The 18,857-nt window shown below is 54.2% G+C and carries 15 protein-coding genes; 14 read left to right on the top strand and 1 reads right to left on the bottom strand.

Annotation, left to right across the window (positions count from 1 at the left end; translation table 11 throughout):
* Nucleotides 1-17: 17 nt before the first annotated feature.
* The 12 genes from HRQ63_RS08180 to HRQ63_RS08125 all read left to right on the top strand — a co-directional run bounded on the left by HRQ63_RS08180 (nt 18) and on the right by HRQ63_RS08125 (nt 14,968).
* Nucleotides 18-3,707 carry a DNA polymerase III subunit alpha gene (locus tag HRQ63_RS08180; protein WP_172241750.1) on the top strand — a complete coding sequence of 1,230 codons (3,690 nt, stop codon included), beginning with the start codon at nt 18-20 and terminating at the stop codon, nt 3,705-3,707.
* Between the two features lie 360 nt (nt 3,708-4,067).
* Nucleotides 4,068-4,256, top strand: coding sequence for a glutamate decarboxylase (locus HRQ63_RS08175; protein WP_172243390.1), 189 nt, complete (start codon nt 4,068-4,070; stop codon nt 4,254-4,256).
* Nucleotides 4,257-4,381: 125 nt separating this feature from the next.
* Nucleotides 4,382-5,275: an acetyl-CoA carboxylase, carboxyltransferase subunit beta gene (accD, locus tag HRQ63_RS08170; protein WP_172241747.1), complete on the top strand. Its 894-nt coding sequence runs from the start codon at nt 4,382-4,384 to the stop codon at nt 5,273-5,275.
* Between the two features lie 4 nt (nt 5,276-5,279).
* Nucleotides 5,280-6,254, top strand: a complete 975-nt coding sequence (locus HRQ63_RS08165; RefSeq protein ID WP_172241744.1) for an acetyl-CoA carboxylase carboxyltransferase subunit alpha — start codon at nt 5,280-5,282, stop codon at nt 6,252-6,254.
* Between the two features lie 264 nt (nt 6,255-6,518).
* On the top strand, nt 6,519-7,937 hold the full coding sequence (pyk, locus tag HRQ63_RS08160) for a pyruvate kinase (RefSeq protein ID WP_172241741.1): 1,419 nt from the start codon (nt 6,519-6,521) through the stop codon (nt 7,935-7,937).
* Nucleotides 7,938-8,303: 366 nt separating this feature from the next.
* Nucleotides 8,304-8,825 (top strand): acyl-CoA thioesterase, encoded by a 522-nt coding sequence (locus tag HRQ63_RS08155; protein ID WP_172241738.1) that lies wholly within the window; start codon nt 8,304-8,306, stop codon nt 8,823-8,825.
* Between the two features lie 13 nt (nt 8,826-8,838).
* Nucleotides 8,839-9,231, top strand: a complete 393-nt coding sequence (locus HRQ63_RS08150) for an FxsA family protein (protein ID WP_172241735.1) — start codon at nt 8,839-8,841, stop codon at nt 9,229-9,231.
* Between the two features lie 413 nt (nt 9,232-9,644).
* The gene (citZ, locus tag HRQ63_RS08145; protein ID WP_172241732.1) at nt 9,645-10,757 is read left to right on the top strand and encodes a citrate synthase; all 1,113 of its coding nucleotides are present in this window, start codon (nt 9,645-9,647) and stop codon (nt 10,755-10,757) included.
* Between the two features lie 179 nt (nt 10,758-10,936).
* A complete protein-coding gene (icd, locus tag HRQ63_RS08140; protein WP_172241729.1) occupies nt 10,937-12,235 on the top strand; it encodes an NADP-dependent isocitrate dehydrogenase in 1,299 nt (432 codons plus the stop codon).
* Between the two features lie 110 nt (nt 12,236-12,345).
* Nucleotides 12,346-13,299 (top strand): malate dehydrogenase, encoded by a 954-nt coding sequence (gene mdh, locus HRQ63_RS08135; protein WP_172241726.1) that lies wholly within the window; start codon nt 12,346-12,348, stop codon nt 13,297-13,299.
* A gap of 199 nt (nt 13,300-13,498) precedes the next feature.
* On the top strand, nt 13,499-13,927 hold the full coding sequence (locus HRQ63_RS08130) for a hypothetical protein (protein ID WP_172241723.1): 429 nt from the start codon (nt 13,499-13,501) through the stop codon (nt 13,925-13,927).
* Nucleotides 13,928-14,086: 159 nt separating this feature from the next.
* Nucleotides 14,087-14,968: an SDR family oxidoreductase gene (locus HRQ63_RS08125; RefSeq protein WP_172241720.1), complete on the top strand. Its 882-nt coding sequence runs from the start codon at nt 14,087-14,089 to the stop codon at nt 14,966-14,968.
* 184 nt (nt 14,969-15,152) lie between these two features.
* On the opposite strand, the gene yfbR is transcribed toward HRQ63_RS08125, so the two are convergent.
* Entirely contained in the window at nt 15,153-15,785 is a 633-nt protein-coding gene (yfbR, locus tag HRQ63_RS08120; RefSeq protein ID WP_172241717.1) for a 5'-deoxynucleotidase, read from the bottom strand.
* 161 nt (nt 15,786-15,946) lie between these two features.
* Between yfbR and HRQ63_RS08115 the strand changes: the two genes are divergently transcribed.
* Entirely contained in the window at nt 15,947-16,921 is a 975-nt protein-coding gene (locus HRQ63_RS08115; RefSeq protein WP_172241714.1) for a bile acid:sodium symporter family protein, read from the top strand.
* A complete protein-coding gene (pnpS, locus tag HRQ63_RS08110; protein ID WP_172241711.1) occupies nt 16,918-18,723 on the top strand; it encodes a two-component system histidine kinase PnpS in 1,806 nt (601 codons plus the stop codon). Before HRQ63_RS08115 ends, pnpS begins: the two co-directional genes overlap by 4 nt.
* Nucleotides 18,724-18,857: the final 134 nt, after the last annotated feature.

Below are 18,857 nucleotides of genomic sequence, written 5' to 3'. Positions count from 1 at the left end.
AAAGGGGGAACGCCTGCATGAACGATTTTGTCCATCTGCACGTGCATAGCGAATACAGTCTGCTCGACGGAGCGGCAAGGATCAAGGAACTGGTAGGGCGCGCGGCGGAGTTGGGCATGAAGTCGCTTGCGCTGACCGATCACGGCGTCATGTACGGCGCTATTCCGTTTTACAAAGCATGCCATGCAGCCGGGATCAAGCCGATTCTCGGCTTCGAGGCTTATTATACGTCCGACTCCCGCCATGAGCGGGGCAGTCGCAAAGATCAGCCGATCTACCATTTGCTGCTGCTTGCCAAAAACGAAGTCGGGTACCGCAATCTGATGAAAATGTGTTCGATCGGTCATTTGGAAGGGTTCCATTATAAGCCGAGAATCGACCGCGAAGTGCTCCGGCAGCACAGTGAAGGCATCATTTGCACCAGCGCTTGTATCGGAGGGGAGATTCCGCAGCATTTCCTGAACGGACGTCCCGAGGAAGCGAAGATTGCGGCTTTGCGGTACAAAGAGATTTTTGGCGAAAACTTTTATATCGAGCTGCAGGATCATGGATTGGCGGAACAAAAAAAGGTAAACCCGATGCTGATCGCGTTGGCCGAAGAGATCGGCGTGGAGCTGATTGCCACTAACGATTCCCATTACCTGGCCGAACCGGATGCGGAAATTCAGGATGTTCTGATCTGTATCGGCACGGGCAAAACGATGGAAGACGAGGAACGGTTCCGTATTCCGACGCGCCAGTTGTATCTGAAAAGCGGCGACGAGATGGCGAAGCTGTTCCCGCACCTGCCGCAGGCGCTTGCGAATACGGCAAAAATCGCGGAAGAGTGCGAGCTGGAGTTGGAGCTTGGGCAATCCATTTTACCGGAGTATCAGCCATTGCCCGAAGGCAAAACCCCGCACCAGTATTTGATCGAGCTGTGCCGGCAAGGATTGGAACGCCGATACGATCAATTGCCTAATTGGAACGATGCCGAAGAGCGGCGCAAGCTGGACGAACGATTGGAGTATGAGCTCGGCGTGATCGGAACGATGGGATTCTCCGATTATTTCCTGATCGTCTGGGACTTTATCCGTTACGCGCATGAGCAGGGAATCGTGACGGGTCCCGGCCGGGGATCGTCAGCGGGCAGTTTGGTCGCCTACACGTTGAATATTACGGATGTCGATCCGATCAAATACAATCTGTTGTTCGAACGTTTCTTGAATCCGGCGCGGATCACGATGCCCGATATCGATATCGACTTCAGCGACGAGCGGCGCGACGAGGTGATCGCTTACGTGACGGACAAATACGGGTCCGACCGGGTGGCGCAAATCATCACGTTCGGAACGTTGGCGGCACGGGCGGCCGTGCGCGACGTCGGTCGCGTGCTGGCGCTGCCTTACGGCGAGGTCGACAAAACGGCCAAACTTATTCCGGTGCAGGTAGGGATGACTATCGACAAAGCGCTGATGCAGAATACGGCGCTGCGCGAACGGGCCGATCAGTCGCCGGATATGAAAAAGCTGATCGACACGGCCAGACGCGTCGAAGGGATGCCGCGCCATGCTTCCACGCATGCAGCGGGCGTCGTCATCGCGCGCGGGCCGTTGACGGACTATGTTCCTTTACAGGAAGGCGGCGAGAAGACGGCGCTGACGCAGTATCCGATGGAAAGCCTGGAAGCGGTCGGTCTGCTCAAAATGGACTTCCTGGGGCTGCGAACCTTGTCGATCATCGAACGCTGCCAGAACTGGATCGCCGAGCAGGCCGGCGCGCCGGTCGATTTCAAAACGGTACCGGATCACGATCCGGGCACGTACGAGCTGCTCGGGCGGGGAGACACGCTGGGCGTGTTCCAGATGGAATCGCCGGGCATTCGCCGCGTAATGAAAGAAATGAAGCCTTCGGTAATCGAAGACATCATCTCGGTCGTGGCGTTGTACCGTCCGGGTCCGATGGAGTTCATCCCGAATTATATCCAGGTTAAGCACGGAGCGGTCACCGCGCATTATCCGCATGAAGATTTAAAGCCGATTTTGGAAGACACGCACGGGATTATCGTCTATCAAGAGCAGATTATGCAGATCGCTTCGACGATGGCCGGATTCTCGCTGGGCGAAGCGGATTTGCTGCGCCGGGCCGTATCGAAGAAAAAGCGCGAAACGCTGGACGAGGAGCGCGAACACTTCGTGCGCGGCAGCTTGGGCCAGAACTACAGCGAAGAAGATGCCAACAAGGTATACGACATGATCGTGCGTTTCGCCGATTACGGCTTCCCGCGCGCGCACGCGGCGGCATACGGCGTGTTGGCGTTCCAGACCGCTTATCTCAAAGCGCATTATCCGGTCGAATTCATGGCTTCGATGCTTGCGGCCGTGACCGGGAATCACCGCAAGGTCGCCGAATATGTCGTCGAGACCCGACGCATGAACATTCCGGTGCTTCCGCCCGACGTGAATAAAAGCGGCATGCTCTTTACGCCGTCGGAAGAGGAAGGCATACGCAGTCTTCGTTTCGGCTTGGCAGCCATCAAAAACGTCGGCACGAACGCGATCCGCAACATCATGGAAGAACGCGCCAAGCAGCCGTTCGAAAGCCTGCTTGATTTCTGCCGCCGCGTCGATACGAAAACCTGCAACCGGCGCGTGATCGAAGCACTGATCCAAGCAGGGGCTTTCGATTCGCTGCCGGGCCATCGGGCACAGCTTCTTGCCATGCTGGACGAAGCTCTGGATGCGGCAACCAAGTGGCGCAAGGAGCGCGAGGACTTTCAAATCCAGATGTTCGACTTCGTGGAGACGCCGAACTGGGAGATCGAATATCCGAACGTGCGCGAATACACCGTAACGGAGCAGCTGGATTTGGAACGCGAACTGCTGGGTTTGTATTTGTCCGGGCATCCGCTCGACGATTACGAACGTTTGTTGAGCGAGACGGGCGCGCAAAAACTGGTGGAGCTGGGCGAGGCTCCCGATGAAAGCCATGCCGTGACTGCGGGAATGGTAGTCAGTCTCAAAACGATTACGACCAAGCAGGGCAAGGCAATGGCATTTGCCGAAATCGAGGATCAGATTGAGCGGTGCGAGTTGGTCTTGTTCCCGGAAGTATGGAAAAGAAGTCAGGATGCGATGCAGCCCGGAGCGTTGATTGCGCTTCGCGCGAAAGTGCAGCAGCAGGACGAGGGCTTCAAGCTTCTGGCCGATACGGTGCTGCCGCTTGCGGAAGACGCCGTTCATGGATTGATCGCGCGCGGGGAAGCACGCGCAGCCGGATCGTCCGGTCGGCCGTCGCGTTCCGCAAGCGCGGGCAAATCCTCCGAAGAAGGATCGTCGAGAGCGCGCAGCGCGGGTTCAACCGCTGCCAAGTCCGGCAATCCGCGCAGTTCGGCAGCTGAGACCGGCAGCCGGCAGCCTTCAAACGCATCGCCTGCTGAAGTTTCGTCTGCGCCGCCTGCTTCAGGCCGTCAAGCCAACGCCGTGGAGCAGGAATCGCCGCAGCAACGGGCCTTTGTGAAAATTGCGGCGGATCGCCGGAATCCCGAACTGCTGGAGACGCTGAAAACCATGCTGCAAAGCCATCCGGGTCCGATGCCGACGCTGCTTTTTTACGAAGATACGCAAAAGTTGATCGCGCTTAGCGACGCCTACCGGATTCAACCTTCGCCCGAGTTGTTTGAGCAAATGGAAGCTCTGCTCGGCGGAGGAACCGTTCGAGTCAAATAAAACCGACGGATCGGCCGACATGCCTCAATAGGGCTGTCGGCTATTGATCTTTTCTCGCTGATCGGATCCGCTCCAACTTTATGATTTTTAATTTTTTGCTTGATTTTTGCGTCTGGTACCATGACCGCTTAAGATGTTAGGTTCCGCCCATCGAAAACCCGCTTGAACCGTACGTGTTTCCGATGGACGCAAAGCTTAAATTGAATGCGTTCAAAGTACTGGGTTCAAGGTTCGCAAGTTTATCGCCGCTTGTCCCCGCGCCGATTCTGTTGCTAAAAAAAACAGCCTTATGGTATCATTAAGCCATTATGCGGGGATACGGGTTCATCCGGGCAGTCGACAAGGGGGACATATTTGTTCATGTGGACGGTGATCTATATCGCCTCTACCGCCAAATTGGCGGAGAAGCTCCAGAGCAGGCTGACCGAAGAAGGTTTTCTCGTCAAGATCCGTCCCGTCAACATGTCCAAACAGCAGTTCGAGATTTTGGTTCCTTCCGGCGAGCTTGAAGAAATTCAGGAGGTGCTGAATTCGATTTTGCATCCTTGAATACCTTGTCGACTAATATTGACGAGATATGGCCTCGTCCGGCCGGGGATCAAATGCGAGAGTGCACGGTTTAAGAACGACCTTCAAGGCGAGGCCCGCCAAATAACGGCTGAAGAGGTGTAGTGGTGTTCAAGGATTTGTTTCAGAAAAAGAGAAAGTACGCGACCCTTCCTCCCGACCGCAGCGCCGCAAACGGCAGCTCGGAAGCGCAGCAGCGCCCAAAACGGGAGATTCCCGAAGGGCTCATGAATAAATGCGGCAAGTGCGGCGCGATCCAGTACAGCAAAGAGCTGGAGAAAAATTTGAAAGTCTGCCCGTCTTGCGGACATCATATGCGATTGAACGCCATGGAACGCATTGCGATGACGCTGGATGAAGGAAGCTTCGTAGAGCGTGACGACGATGTCGTTTCGATCGATCCGCTGCAATTTCCGGGTTACGCCGGAAAGTTGGAAGAGCAGAAGCTAAGATCCGGATTGAAAGAAGCCGTCGTCACGGGAGAAGGCGCCATTAACGGCCAGCCTGTTGCCGTCGCGGTCATGAGCTTTGATTTCTTTAGCGGAAGCATGGGTTCTGCCGTCGGCGAGAAGATCACCCGGATTATCGAGCATGCAGGCGCATACGATTTGCCGCTGATCATTTTCTCGACTTCCGGCGGCGCCCGGATGCAAGAAAGTATTCTCAGCCTGATGCAGATGGCCAAAACAAGCGCTGCACTGGGGCAATTTTCGGAAAAAGGCGGCCTCTTCTTGTCGGTCATTACCGATCCGACGATGGGCGGGGTGTCGGCCAGTTTCGCCATGCTCGGAGATATCATCATCGCGGAGCCGGGCGCCATGTTCGGATTTGCGGGCCGGATTGTAATCGAGCAAACCATTCGCCAGAAACTGCCGGAAGATTTCCAGACGGCGGAATTTAATATGGCGCACGGACAGCTTGATATGGTCATACACCGCAAGGAAATGAAGACGACGCTGGGCAAACTGATCGGCATGCACAGTACAAAGGAGGAGCTCTAGGCGGATGGCAGGAGAATTGGCATTTGAGCAGCCTCTCGTAGAGCTGCGCAAGAAGATCGACGAGCTCAAGCAGTTCGGACAGGAAAAAGGCATCGATTTCAGCGACGAAATCTCTCGGCTGGAGGAGCGTCACGCGCAGCTTCAGCATGAAATTTATACAAATGTAACGCCGGCGCAGAAAATGCATCTGGCACGTCATCATCAGCGTCCGACGACGCTTGATCTGATTCCGTTCGTGTTCACGGATTTCGTGGAACTGCATGGAGATCGGATGTTCGGCGACGATTTGGCGATCGTAGGCGGCTTGGCCCGGTTGAACGGGACGCCTGTTACGGTGATCGGCCATCAGCGCGGCAAAGACACGAAAGATAATATTGCGCGTTTCTTCGGAAGCCCGCACCCGGAAGGCTTCCGCAAGGCGCTTCGCTTAATGCAGCAGGCCGAGAAATTCGGCCGTCCGATTGTTACCTTTATCGATACGAAGGGAGCCTATCCCGGCAATACGGCCGAGGAGCGCGGACAATCCGAAGCGATCGCCCGCAACTTGCGCGATATGGCGATGCTCAAAGTTCCGGTCATTTGCGTCGTAATCGGCGAAGGCGGCAGCGGCGGCGCGCTGGCGCTTGGCGTGGGAAACCGCGTATTGATGTTGGAAAACGCCATCTATGCCGCGATTTCTCCGAACGGTGCCGCGTCGATTCTGTGGAAAGACGCTTCGAAAGCCGATCAGGCTGCGGAAGCGATGAAAATCACGGCGTCCGATCTGCTTGAGATGAACGTCATCGAAGATATCGTACCGGAGCCGAAAGGCGGAGCGCATCGCGATTACGAAGCAACGGGTCTTGCGATCAAGGACGCTTTGACGCGTCACTTGGGCGAGTTGTCCGCTTTGGATGCGCAAGGGCTGATTACGGATCGCTACGAGAAATTCCGTAAGATCGGGCAATATGCTTCCGAGCAGGCTTTACCGAATTCCTAAGCAGTTTTTACTTTAAAAACCTATACAAATTCGCGATTTTAGTGTAGATTTAATTGTTGGTGAGGATTTTATAACCTTCCGAAAACCGACTTCTGCATGCGTAGGATCAAGAGGTCGGCGTACCACGGAACCGGCCTCTTTTTGCGCGGAAAGTGGAAGGATGGACATAGATTCCCTTTTTCAGAAAAAAGCAAGAAAACAGAGAGAGTCCCCGAGAGGGGAACAAACAGAGATCGACAGAGATCAAAAAACGGAGGAACCCAAATGCGTAAAACAAAAATCGTATGTACGATCGGACCGGCGAGCGAATCGCTCGAAAACACGAAAAAGTTGATCATGGCGGGCATGAACGTGGCTCGTATGAACTTTTCCCACGGCGACTTCGAAGAGCACGGCAACCGTATTAAAAATATCCGCCAAGCAAGCCAAGAGCTCGGTAAGAGCGTGGCATTGCTGCTGGATACCAAAGGCCCGGAAATCCGCACAGGCAAAATCGCGGTTGAGCCTCTGGATCTGGTAGAAGGCGAAAACATTACGCTGACGACGGAAGAAATCGCCGGCGATAAAAACCGTTTGTCCGTTTCCTACGCTGACCTGCCGAAAGACGTATCGGTCGGCTCCACGATCCTGATCGACGACGGCCTGATCGGGCTGACCGTTACCAAGGTTGAAGGCACCGAAATCGAATGCAGCATCGTCAACGGCGGACAAATCAAAAGCCGTAAAGGCGTAAACGTGCCGGGTGTTAGCATCTCGCTTCCGGGCATCACCGAGAAGGATACGAACGATATCGTTTTCGGTATCGAACAAGGCGTGGACTTCATTGCGGCTTCGTTCGTACGTAAAGCTAGCGATGTGCTGGAAATTCGCGAACTGCTGAAAAAGCATAACGCGGAACATATCCAAATCATCTCCAAGATCGAAAACCAAGAAGGCGTCGACAACCTGGATGAAATCCTGGAAGTATCCGACGGTCTGATGGTTGCCCGCGGCGACCTCGGCGTAGAAATTCCTGCCGAAGACGTGCCGATCGTGCAAAAACAAATGATCGAGAAATGCAACCGTGCGGGCAAACCGGTTATCACGGCTACGCAAATGCTGGATTCGATGCAGCGCAACCCTCGTCCGACTCGCGCCGAAGCGAGTGACGTAGCGAACGCGATCCTCGACGGTACGGACGCGATCATGCTGTCCGGCGAAACCGCTGCGGGTAAATATCCGGTCGAATCGGTACAAACGATGTCCCGCATCGCCGAAAAAGCAGAATCCACGATCAACAACCGTGAGATCCTGAAAAAACAAAGCGAAGCTCAACAGAAATCCGTTACCGAGTCAATCAGCCAATCCGTTGCTCACGCGGCATGGAACCTGGACGTTAAAGCGATCGTTACTTCGACGCAATCCGGTACAACAGCGCGCATGATCTCCAAATACCGCCCGGTAGCTCCGGTTATCGCAGTAACGACTCAAGAACAAACCCTTCGTCGCCTGGCTCTCGCATGGGGCGTTATCCCGGTCAAAGGCGAAGTTGCCGAAACGACTGACGAACTGTTCGAAAGCGCACTGCAAGGCGCGAAAAACTCCGGCATCGTTCAAGACGGCGACCTGGTCGTCATCACTGCCGGCGTGCCACTCGGCCGCTCCGGTTCGACCAACCTGATCAAAGTCGATCAAATCCACTAAGATTTGATTCGCCGATCATAGATTCATTGTTTTTTAAGAAGCCGCCGTGCCAAACGGCGGCTTTTTTTATATTTTTTGGTTTTGTCTTGTTGCTTTTTCTTCCCTCCCCTTAACTCCAACGTCGGAGTACCTGGCGGAGGGAGAAATTCAGTTCGAGACGCCTTTGAACCCGGGCTTTGAAATTTGAATACCCATTCAAATTTCAAAGCCCGGGTGAGACAGCGGCTTGAACGAATTTCTCCCTCCGCCCCCACTCACCCCCACGTTGGAAATCCCCCCTATATTTCGTATACAATATAGATAGGCTTAAGGGCGCATGATAAACGAACGAAGCGTCCGGTTTGACCAAACGAGGAGTGGGGAGTCATGGGGAGTTTCGAAGGAAAGCCTGCCGGAGGGCAGGGAGGCTGGTTCCGTACAGGCCTTAAAGTGCGCTACCAGGAAACCGATAAAATGGCTGTGGTCTATCATGCCAATTATTTGAACTGGTTCGAGATTGCGCGAACGGAAATGATCCGGGCGATCGGTTTATCGTATCGGGAAATTGAAGAACAGGGTGTGTATTTGCCCGTGCTGGAAGCCCATGCACGCTTCGTAAGCCCGGCGCGTTATGATGACCGCATCTGGATTTATGCGCGGATCAGCGGATTTTCTCCGCTGCGTCTGGAATACGAATACGAGATTCGTCGCTGCGAGAACGAGTCCGATTGGAGTACGGATTCCGTCGAACTTGCTCAAGGCGAAGAACGGGCGGGAACGCTGTTAAATACCGGAAGCACGGAACACATTTGGCTTAGCGCCGATTGGAAGCCGATCCGTCTGCATAAGACCGCGCCGGAACTGTACAAGCGTATCGGAAATTGGGTTTCTGCCGGATCAACGACATAAGGAGGGTGCACGAATGAAAAATAGAATGGCCATTTTATTTATTCTCGGCGTCGTGATCGAAGCGGCGGTGTTTGCTTGGTTAATCGAATACTTCGGGTTTTTCAAAACGCTCGTACTGGCGCTTGCGACAACCGTAATCGGTATTGCCATGGTACAGTTTGAAGGACGCAAAGCCATGAACGATCTTAAACTGCTCGCGGAGAGCGGACAGCCGCCCGGCCGAAAACTGGTCGACGGCGTCTGCATCATGGCCGGCGGAGCATTCCTGATCGCCCCCGGCTTTATTACCGACCTGATCGGCATCACGATGGTGTTTCCGTTGACGCGTCCGCTGTACCATCGCGCCGCCATGCGTTGGATCGAGAAACGGATGAAAAACGGCAATATTACTTTTTACCGTCGCTGATTCGCTGACTTGTCCAATCTGCCGTCCGCATCCAGCGGACGGTTTTTGACTGTTTGGCAAACTTGCAAACGCTTGCTCTCTCCTGTAACATAGATCATTGTAAGGGGTTTCAAATTATGTTTATCACCCCAATAAAACAATTTGATTCCTCGTTAACGCGCAGAAACGTTCAAAAAATTGACAAAATCCGGTATGATAACGAAGAACTAAGGTTACACGCCTTGTTGTTTTCCTCGCAAGGTTTTGATACTGGAGGTCCAAACGTTTGTTGATCGGTAAAAACGGTTACAACTATTTGGGGTGTGTTTCAAACCCGAAGACCCGTGGAAGTTCTGCGGGTTGCAAACACATTGCATGCCTCCGAAAATTAACGCCTGCATGTATCCGTTCCATTCGTAAAGGAGAGATGTACGATGACAGCGACTAAAGGTCTGGAAGGCATTGTAGCCGCAACTTCTTCGATCAGTTCGATCGTGGACGGTGTGCTTACATACCGGGGGTATAACATCGACGATCTGGCCGTTAACGCCTCGTTCGACGAAGTGGCGTACTTGCTCTGGCACGGCGCGCTGCCGAACGAAGAGCAACTGGCTGCATTAAGAAGCAACCTGGAAAAGTACGCGGCAGTTCCGACGGAATTGATCGAGCAGATGAAGTTGTATCCGAAGGACATGAACATGATGGCTGCACTGCGTACCGCGGTGTCGGGACTTGCTTTGTACGATAAGGAAGCCGACGACATGAGCCGCGAAGCGAATCTGACGAAGGCAGAGCGTCTGCAAGCGCAGCTGCCGACTTTGGTGGCGGCATTGGCTCGCATTTCCGAAGGTCAGGAGCCGATCGCGCCGAAGGAGGGACTGGGTCTGACCGAGAACTTCCTGTACATGATGAGCGGGGAAGTACCTGAGCAGACCGCTATCGAAGCTTTGGACAAAGCCCTTGTTCTGCATGCCGACCACGAGCTGAATGCTTCAACATTCGCGTCCCGCGTAACCGTTGCAACGTTATCGGATATTTATTCCGGCGTAACCTCGGCGATCGGCGCGCTCAAAGGACCGCTGCACGGCGGCGCGAACGAAGCCGTTATGCGCACGCTTGAAGAAATCGGCACTGTCGACAACGTAGAGAGCTACATCAACGACAAGCTCGCCAATAAAGTCAAAATTATGGGCTTCGGCCACCGGGTCTACAAGAACGGCGATCCGCGCGCGAAGCATCTGATGGAGATGTCGCGCCGCCTGGGCGAAACAAAAGGCGATACGTCGCTGTATGAAATGTCGGTCAAAGTGGAAGAACTGGTCACTTCGAAAAAAGGCTTGAAGCCTAATGTCGATTTCTATTCCGCTTCCGTCTATACGATGCTCGGCATTCCGCGCAAGCTGTTCACGCCGATCTTCGCGATCAGCCGGGTTTCGGGGTGGACCGCGCATATCCTTGAGCAGTATGAAGATAATCGTCTGATCCGTCCGCGCGCCGAGTATGTAGGCGAGCTGGATCTGACTTACGTGCCGATTCAACAGCGTTAAGCCAAAGAGGGCCGTCCGACGGCTAATAGAGCGACGGACGGTTTTTTTCGGCCTAAAACTTCAAGTTTTGTTCAAAATAGGCTCGTTATAAGCTACAATGTAAGAGATTGCGGGCGCGGAGCTGTTTTTTAGCGGCTTGCCCCAAGCTTTACCAACACTTTGAAGGAGGAATTCCATTCATGTCTACATTTGAAAAATTCGCCGCACCGACTGAGGGAGAACAAATCCAGATCGATAACGGTACGCTCGTTGTTCCGAACAATCCGGTTATTCCGTTTATCGAAGGCGACGGCACGGGTCGCGACATCTGGAAGGCTTCCAAACGCGTTCTTGACGCGGCGGTGGAGAAAGCTTACAACGGCGAAAAGAAAATCGCCTGGTACGAAGTATTCGCAGGCGAGAAAGCATTCAATACATACGGAGAGTGGCTGCCGGCAGACACGCTGACGGCGATCCGTGAATATATCGTAGCGATCAAGGGACCGCTGACTACGCCGATCGGCGGCGGCATTCGTTCCCTGAACGTAGCGCTGCGTCAAGAACTTGACCTGTACGTCTGCCTGCGTCCGGTTCGTTACTTCGATGGCGTCCCTTCTCCTGTTAAGCGTCCGGAATTGGTCGACATGGTTATTTTCCGCGAGAACACGGAAGATATCTATGCGGGCATCGAGTACCAAGAAGGCAGCGAAGAAGTGAAAAAAGTGCTGGAGTTCCTGAAAAACGAAATGGGCGTGAACAAAATCCGCTTCCCGGAAACATCGGGTATCGGCATCAAGCCTGTTTCGGAAGAAGGCTCCAAGCGTCTGGTTCGCGCAGCGGTTCAATACGCAATCGACAACGGACGCAAGAGCGTGACGCTCGTGCATAAAGGCAACATCATGAAGTTCACCGAAGGCGCCTTCAAAAACTGGGGCTACGAAGTGGCTGAAGCCGAATTCGGCGATAAAGTGTTCACATGGGCACAATACGACGAAATCAAAGAAAAAGACGGTACGGATGCCGCGAATGCCGCGCAAAAAGCCGCAGAAGACGCCGGCAAGATCGTCGTGAAAGACGCTATTGCGGACATCGCGCTGCAGCAAGTTCTGACGCGTCCGACAGACTTCGACGTCATCGCGACGCTGAACCTGAACGGCGACTATCTGTCCGACGCTCTGGCTGCGCAAGTCGGCGGTATCGGTATCGCACCGGGCGCCAATATCAACTACGTGACGGGCCACGCGATTTTCGAAGCGACGCACGGCACGGCACCGAAATACGCGGACAAAGACGTCGTGAACCCGGGTTCCGTCATTCTGTCCGGCGTTATGATGCTGGAGCATCTGGGCTGGCAAGAAGCGGCTGACCTGATCTACAAAGGTCTGGAAACGTCGATCAACAACAAAACGGTCACTTACGACTTTGCTCGCCTGATGGAAGGCGCGAAAGAAGTGAAGTGCTCGGAGTTCGCCGACGAAGTCATCAGCAACATGAAATAAGAAAGACCAAGACCGAGAACGGATGAAGAAAGGGCGGTAACAGCTCGTTTTTCGTCCGTTCTTTTTTTATGAAATCCGATTATTCATTCACCAGGGGAGGCAGCAGGATTATGACGATTACGCGCAAAAAAATCACGATTATCGGCGCAGGCTTTACCGGAGCCACGGCGGCATTGATGATCGTCCAACAAGAACTGGGCGACGTCGTTTTATTGGATATTCCGCAGCTCGAGAATCCTACCCGCGGCAAAGCGTTGGATATGCAGGAAGCACTGCCTGTTCTTGGTTTCGACGCCAGAATCAAAGGCACGTCGAACTATGAAGATGCCCGGGACTCCGACTTGGTGATCCTGACGGCAGGCATTGCGCGCAAACCGGGAATGAGCCGCGACGACCTCGTCAATACCAATGCCGGCATCGTTCGTTCGGTCTGCGAGCAGATCAAGCAGGTAGCGCCGGAATCGACCGTGCTGGTGCTCAGCAATCCGGTCGACGCGATGACGTATGCCGCTTATCGGACGCTGGGTTTTCCGAAAAATCGGGTCATCGGGCAGTCGGGGGTGCTGGATACGGCCCGCTATTGCGCATTTATTGCCGAAGAGCTGAACGTATCGGTGGAAGATGTACGCGGCTTCGTATTGGGCGGACACGGCGACGATATGGTCCCGCTCGTACGGTATTCCAGCGTCGGAGGAATTCCGATCGAGACTTTGATTGTGAAGGAACGCATCGCGGAGATCGTCCAACGTACCCGTACAGGCGGCGGGGAAATCGTCAACCTGCTCGGAAACGGCAGCGCTTATTACGCTCCGGCAGCTTCGCTGGCACAGATGGCGGAAGCGATTTTAAAAGACAAAAAGCGGGTACTGCCTGTCATTGCGCTGCTGGACGGAGAGTATGGATATCAAGACCTGTTCCTTGGCGTACCGGCAGTATTGGGCGGAAGCGGTATTGAGCGGATCTTTGAATTGGACTTGACGGATGAAGAAAAGTCGGCGCTCGACGTGTCGGCCGATTCCGTCCGCAGCGTGATTTCGATTGTGGCTGCGGGCCTGCCTGCCTGAATTTTTTGAAAATATCAAATCTTTAACTCAAGCGTCCGCTCCGGTCCCAAACATCGGTAGTCGGACGCTTTTTATCAGGCTGCAATCACTGACATTCTTCTTCTCATGGGGTAAAATAAAATGCTGAAGCCTGTTTACCGGCAAACAAACGCTTGAACGGGTAAAAGGCGGCGACATTGAATCGAAAAGGGGGAGAAGAATGGAAAGGTTCATTTTGTTTCTGCACGTATTAGGTGCTGTAGCCATGGGATTCTATCTACTGGCACCGCTTATCGTCTCGCAATTGAACAAGCTGGAGGGCGAAGCGAAAAAAGGTATGCTGTCTGTCATGCGTTCACTCAATACATACGCGCAATACGGTTTGGTATTGGAGTTGTTAACGGGAATCTACCTGTTCGCCCAAGATGACTACTCGGTACTCTGGATCGTGCTGACGTCCTTATTATTTGTTCTGATCGGCGCATTCGGCGGCATGATGGGCGGCCCGCTGCGACGCGCGCTCGACGGACTTACAGAGAAGCGCGACATCGCCGCGGAGCTTCGCAAGCTGCGCGTCTTCGGCACAATGGTGTGCGCGTCGTTCGCGGCTATTTTATTCGTTATGATGTTCCACCGCTTGTTCGCTTAAATTCAAATTATTGCATTCAATCCCTTTTATGAAAAGAGCATGGAGTTCGGAAGAACTTTCTCTTTTTGTAAAAGGGATGTTTTCGTTGGGGCTAGGCGTGGTAAGTAAGAGACGGAAGCTCGAAGACAACTACGGATAAACGCGAAGGGAGTTTTCAGTATGCCAGCCAACGAACAGCAAGCCAACGAATTGAGACCCAAAAGCCCGCCCGCTCAACAGCTTGAAGGACACGGTTCGGAATCGGATATGACGCCGAGACCCGAATATATTTCGCCGAGTTATAAAGCCGCGGGCAAGCTTGAAGGCATGACTGCATTGATTACCGGAGGAGACAGCGGAATCGGCCGCGCCGTTGCCGTGCATTACGCCAAGGAAGGTGCGGACGTGGCGATTCTTTACTTCAGCGAACACGGAGATGCCGAGGAAACGAAGCGTCTGGTCGAAGCCGAAGGCAAGCAGTGTCTGCTGCTGGTCGGCGACGTGGGCGATGAAGCGTTCGCGCAGGAATCCGTCAAACGCGTACTCGAAAAGTTCGGCAAACTCGATATTCTCGTGAACAACGCCGCCGAGCAGCATCCGCAGGAATCGCTGACGGATATTACGGCGGAGCAGTTGGAGCGCACGTTCCGCACTAATATTTTCGGCATGTTCTTCATGAGCAAAGCGGCGCTGCCGCATCTCAAGGAAGGTGCATCGATCATCAACACCACTTCGATCACGGCGTATCGCGGCAGTCCCGAGCTGTTGGACTATTCGTCGACCAAAGGCGCGATCACAAGCTTCACACGTTCGCTGTCGATGAGCCTGGCGGAGAAAAAGATCCGGGTGAACGGCGTGGCGCCGGGACCGATCTGGACGCCGCTTATTCCTGCCACGTTCCCCGAGGAAAAAGTCGAATCGTTCGGCGAAAGCCAACCGATGGGCCGGATGGGACAGCCTTCCGAACTCGGACCCGCTTACGTCTATCTGGCTTCGCCTGACGCGTCTTACGTCAGCGGACAGATCATTCATATCAATGGCGGAGAGATTATTAACGGATAAAAAGAAATACCCGATAAGCTGGACAGCCGTTCGCAAGAGGGATCGGTCAAGGTGTTAGCAGCTAAATCTAAGATTGGTCGAGCTATCAGGCAGATCAAGCCAAAAAGCCGTTTCCCGAGCGCATCAGCGCGCCGAAGGAACGGCTTTTTCTTTTTTAAAACGTTCAATGGTTTGGATATCGGACTTATCGAACTTCCGGACGCTGCGCTTCTTCGCCGATCTGCGCCGACAATTCATCCAGCGTCATCTCGAAGGCGGGAGCCATATGCTTCAGGAAATATTCGACCTCCGGCATAGCGGATTCCGCTAACTTCTCTTCCGTTTGCTGTTTGGCTACCGCAAATTCCCGGTTGCCCGCCGCGACTTCCCATGCACATTTGAGATAGGCGTCTATGCGGTCCGCGGCTTTGACGTAGGCATGCAGCTCCCGGTCTTCGGCGCTCGGCTCGCTTGTGCCGATCAGCGGCGCATAGATGGGTTGGAGCGCTTCGGGAGCCATGTCGGTCAGCCGCTGCGCGCCCATTTGCTCGATCAGGCGGAAATTGGACAGCAGCGCTTCGTTGTGATGCTTGACCGGAGTCGGGATATCGCCGGTGAAGACTTCGGGGGCATCGTGGAACAGCGCAAGCGTGGCGGCACGATCCGCGTTGAGCGATTTGCCGTGCATTTCGTTGCCGATCGTACATAATAGATGCGAGAGCAGCGCCACATGGTAAGAGTGCTCGGCAACATTTTCAGTCATGGTACTGCGCATCAGACTCCAGCGCTTAATATGCTTAAGACGGTATAAATAAGCGGAAAACGGATAAGTAGTCAAAAGAAGGCACCCTTTCTTTGCTGCGTTCGCGACTTTCGGTCGCCGGACTTTGTGGTAAGATGAATAAGGAATGTCAGACAAGTACGTTACCCATTATAGCAGGATCGAAAGGAAGGGACGCAAGTGAAAATTGCAGGAATGAAGCGGAAGGACAAGGGCCGATGAAGGAAAAAGCCCTGGCGTTCAGCAGTTGGGTCGATCGGGGAATGTTTTGGATCACTCCGTCGCTGCTGGTATTGGGCCTGGTCTTTTCCAAGCCGTTTCTTCCGCTTGTACCCGCCATACCGTACTTGTTCGCCTATATCACATTCGTGATGGGCGTCGGCTGCGGGCGCGAGCATCTGAAACAAGTCTTCTCCCGGCCGATGCCGATCGTGTTGACGCTTGTGATCAGCCATTTGGTGGCGCCGCTTGCCGCTTTTGCTCTGGGAAGCGCCCTGTTCGGGTCTTCCTCGCCTTATACGATCGGATTGGTTCTGTTCACGGTCATTCCGCTCGGCGTATCCTCGGTGCTGTGGATCGAACTGTCCGGGGGAAGCTTGGCTCTGGGCTTGGCGATGGTGTTGCTCGATTCGGCGCTCAGTCCGATCGTCGTACCGGGCTTGATCCAATTATTCTTCGGAGCGGATCTGACGTTCGATACGCTGCATCTGATGCGAGACCTTCTGCTGATGGTTGTTGCGCCGACCGCTTTGGGCGTCGTCATCTATGAGCGCTCGGGCGGCAAGTTCAAGCAGCAGGCAGGACCGATCCTGCTTCCGATTTCAAAAGTATTCTTCATGCTGGTGATCTTGCTGAATGCGGCAGGCATCGCGCCGTATGCGTACGAGCTGCGCGGCGATTTGGTTTCGGTCATTCCTGCGGTGCTTCTGCTGGTAGGCATCGGGTACATGTTGGGCTACTATACGCCGCTGCTCTTCAAGCAGCGGACGCCGGAGTTGCTCGTGACCGTCTCGTTCGCGACAGGGATGCGCAACAATTCGCTCGGTCTGGTGCTCGCGCTGGGTTATTTTTCGCCGCAGGCAGCCGTTCCGGTTGTGCTCGCCATTTTGGTTCAACAGCCGCTCGCCACATTGCACCAATTCGTTTTACGTAAATTCAAACCGTATCCGTTGAAGGAGAGCCTCCGTTCATGAAACCCTTTCGTTCCCGTCTTACCTTGATTTTACTGCTTCTCGTCGGCATCTCCGTGCTGGCTGCGGGACTTACGATGGCCAAAGTATTCCGGGACTCGCATATTCGTTCGCTGGAAGAGTATATGGGGCGCGAGATTGCTTTGCTCGAAGATTTATTGGTTCTCCCGTCTTCCCCCAACGAGGGCGAGTCGATCCCGCAGACCTTCGCCGAGAACGCGCGTCGTCTTGCTTCCTTGACCGATTCCCGGGTGACGTTCATCGCCAAAGACGGCCGCGTAATCGGCGACTCGCAAAGCGATCCGGCTTCGATGGACAATCACCTGGATCGCGAAGAGATTCGAACCTCGCGCGCCGACGCGCCCGGACATGCCGTGCGGTATAGCGATACGCTTGGGCGGGATATGCTTTACGTCGCCGCGCCGATCGTCTCGTCGGGAGGCTTCGACGGGTATATCCGGTTGTCCATGAGTTTGAAGATCGTCGAAGAAGGATTGCAGCGGGGTTGGCTCATCATGGGCAGTGCCTTGGCCGCGTTGTTCCTGCTCTCGGCGGCGCTCAGTTATCGTTTGGCCGGAGGGCTGACCAAGCCGATCGAACATATCATGGATACGGCGAACCGGATTTCCAAGCTGGACTACGATGCGAGGGTCGGTCCGATGCGCCGCGACGAGATCGGACAGCTCGGCGCTTCGATCGACAACATGGCTGACAGCCTTCAAGCGCAGATGCACACCATTCGCGATAACGAGAGTCTGCTTCAGAACGTGCTGGACAATATGACCGGCGGGATTCTGATGATCGACGAAGAGAAGCGAATCGGTCTGGTCAACCGTCAGGCCGAGCGGATGCTCGGCATTCGGGCGGATCGCGTAGTAGGGAGGCCGTATACGGAGTTAAAAAGGTTCTACGAGCTGACGCGCTTTATTGAAGACGGGCTGCACCACAAAAACCGCATGCACGACGAGCTGACGCTGTTCGTGCCTGAGGAACGGTTGATTTCGCTCGACGGGGTACCGATGACGGTGCTGCACGACGATTCGTATCACGGCATGCTGTTCCTTTTCCAGGACGTGTCGGATATTCGCCGTCTGGAGCGGATGCGCAGCGAATTCGTCGCCAATGTGTCGCACGAACTTAAGACGCCCGTGGCGGCCGTGCAGGGGTTCGCGGAGACGCTGCTTTCCGGCGGGGTAAAAGACGAAGATACCGCGCGTTCGTTCCTTAAAATCATTTATGACGAAGGAGATCGGTTGAATCGGCTGATCGGCGATATTTTGGACCTGTCGAAGATCGAGTCGAGACGCATACAGCTTGATTACGCGCCCGTGCACGTGTTGACGTTGTTCCAATCGGTAAGCAAGGTATTGGAAGGATCGGCGGAGCACAAACGGATCGAGATTCGTCTCCAAGTTCCCGAGGAGTTGTTTGTCGAGGCGGACGAGGATCGGATGCGGCAAATCTTCATTAACCTTGTCGGAAACGGAATCAGCTATACGCCGGAAGGCGGCCGCGTTACGATTAAAGTCGAGGAGTTCCTGCATGAAGAGTATGAAGAAGACCGTGTGCGCTTTAGCATTTCGGATAACGGCATCGGGATTCCGAAAAAAGACCTGCCGCGAATCTTCGAGCGCTTCTATCGGGTGGATAAAGCTCGCTCGCGTATTTCGGGCGGAACCGGTCTGGGTCTATCGATCGTGAAACACTTGGTGGAACTGCACCGCGGAACCATTTCGGTCGAAAGCGAATTCGGGATCGGAAGCACGTTTATTGTCGAACTTCCCGTGCTTCAGGAAAATCCGTAATTTTTTACACAGAGTTAACAATGCCGTGATATGCTGATGAAGGTCAAAAATAGACATAGGCAAAAGCCTGTCATTTTTCGCCCGAAGAGCGTTAAACAGATAAGGGTAAACGTGACTTGCGGCTTCTTGCTTGA

The sequence above is a fragment of the Saccharibacillus endophyticus genome, assembly GCF_013185185.1.
Taxonomy (GTDB): domain Bacteria; phylum Bacillota; class Bacilli; order Paenibacillales; family Paenibacillaceae; genus Saccharibacillus; species Saccharibacillus endophyticus.
Note: the sequence above shows the minus strand (reverse complement) of the source record. Positions and strands in the feature narration are given on the sequence as shown.

Excerpts from the sequence above, each read along its gene's own strand:
- HRQ63_RS08175 (WP_172243390.1), top strand. The coding sequence starts at position 4,068 with ATGTGGACGGTGATCTATATCGCCTCTACCGCCAAATTGGCGGAGAAG.
- HRQ63_RS08115 (WP_172241714.1), top strand. The coding sequence starts at position 15,947 with ATGAAGGAAAAAGCCCTGGCGTTCAGCAGTTGGGTCGATCGGGGAATG.
- icd (WP_172241729.1), top strand. The coding sequence starts at position 10,937 with ATGTCTACATTTGAAAAATTCGCCGCACCGACTGAGGGAGAACAAATC.
- HRQ63_RS08155 (WP_172241738.1), top strand. The coding sequence starts at position 8,304 with ATGGGGAGTTTCGAAGGAAAGCCTGCCGGAGGGCAGGGAGGCTGGTTC.
- HRQ63_RS08165 (WP_172241744.1), top strand. The coding sequence starts at position 5,280 with ATGGCAGGAGAATTGGCATTTGAGCAGCCTCTCGTAGAGCTGCGCAAG.
- HRQ63_RS08180 (WP_172241750.1), top strand. The coding sequence starts at position 18 with ATGAACGATTTTGTCCATCTGCACGTGCATAGCGAATACAGTCTGCTC.
- mdh (WP_172241726.1), top strand. The coding sequence starts at position 12,346 with ATGACGATTACGCGCAAAAAAATCACGATTATCGGCGCAGGCTTTACC.
- pnpS (WP_172241711.1), top strand. The coding sequence starts at position 16,918 with ATGAAACCCTTTCGTTCCCGTCTTACCTTGATTTTACTGCTTCTCGTC.
- pyk (WP_172241741.1), top strand. The coding sequence starts at position 6,519 with ATGCGTAAAACAAAAATCGTATGTACGATCGGACCGGCGAGCGAATCG.
- HRQ63_RS08125 (WP_172241720.1), top strand. The coding sequence starts at position 14,087 with ATGCCAGCCAACGAACAGCAAGCCAACGAATTGAGACCCAAAAGCCCG.
- HRQ63_RS08150 (WP_172241735.1), top strand. The coding sequence starts at position 8,839 with ATGAAAAATAGAATGGCCATTTTATTTATTCTCGGCGTCGTGATCGAA.
- HRQ63_RS08130 (WP_172241723.1), top strand. The coding sequence starts at position 13,499 with ATGGAAAGGTTCATTTTGTTTCTGCACGTATTAGGTGCTGTAGCCATG.
- citZ (WP_172241732.1), top strand. The coding sequence starts at position 9,645 with ATGACAGCGACTAAAGGTCTGGAAGGCATTGTAGCCGCAACTTCTTCG.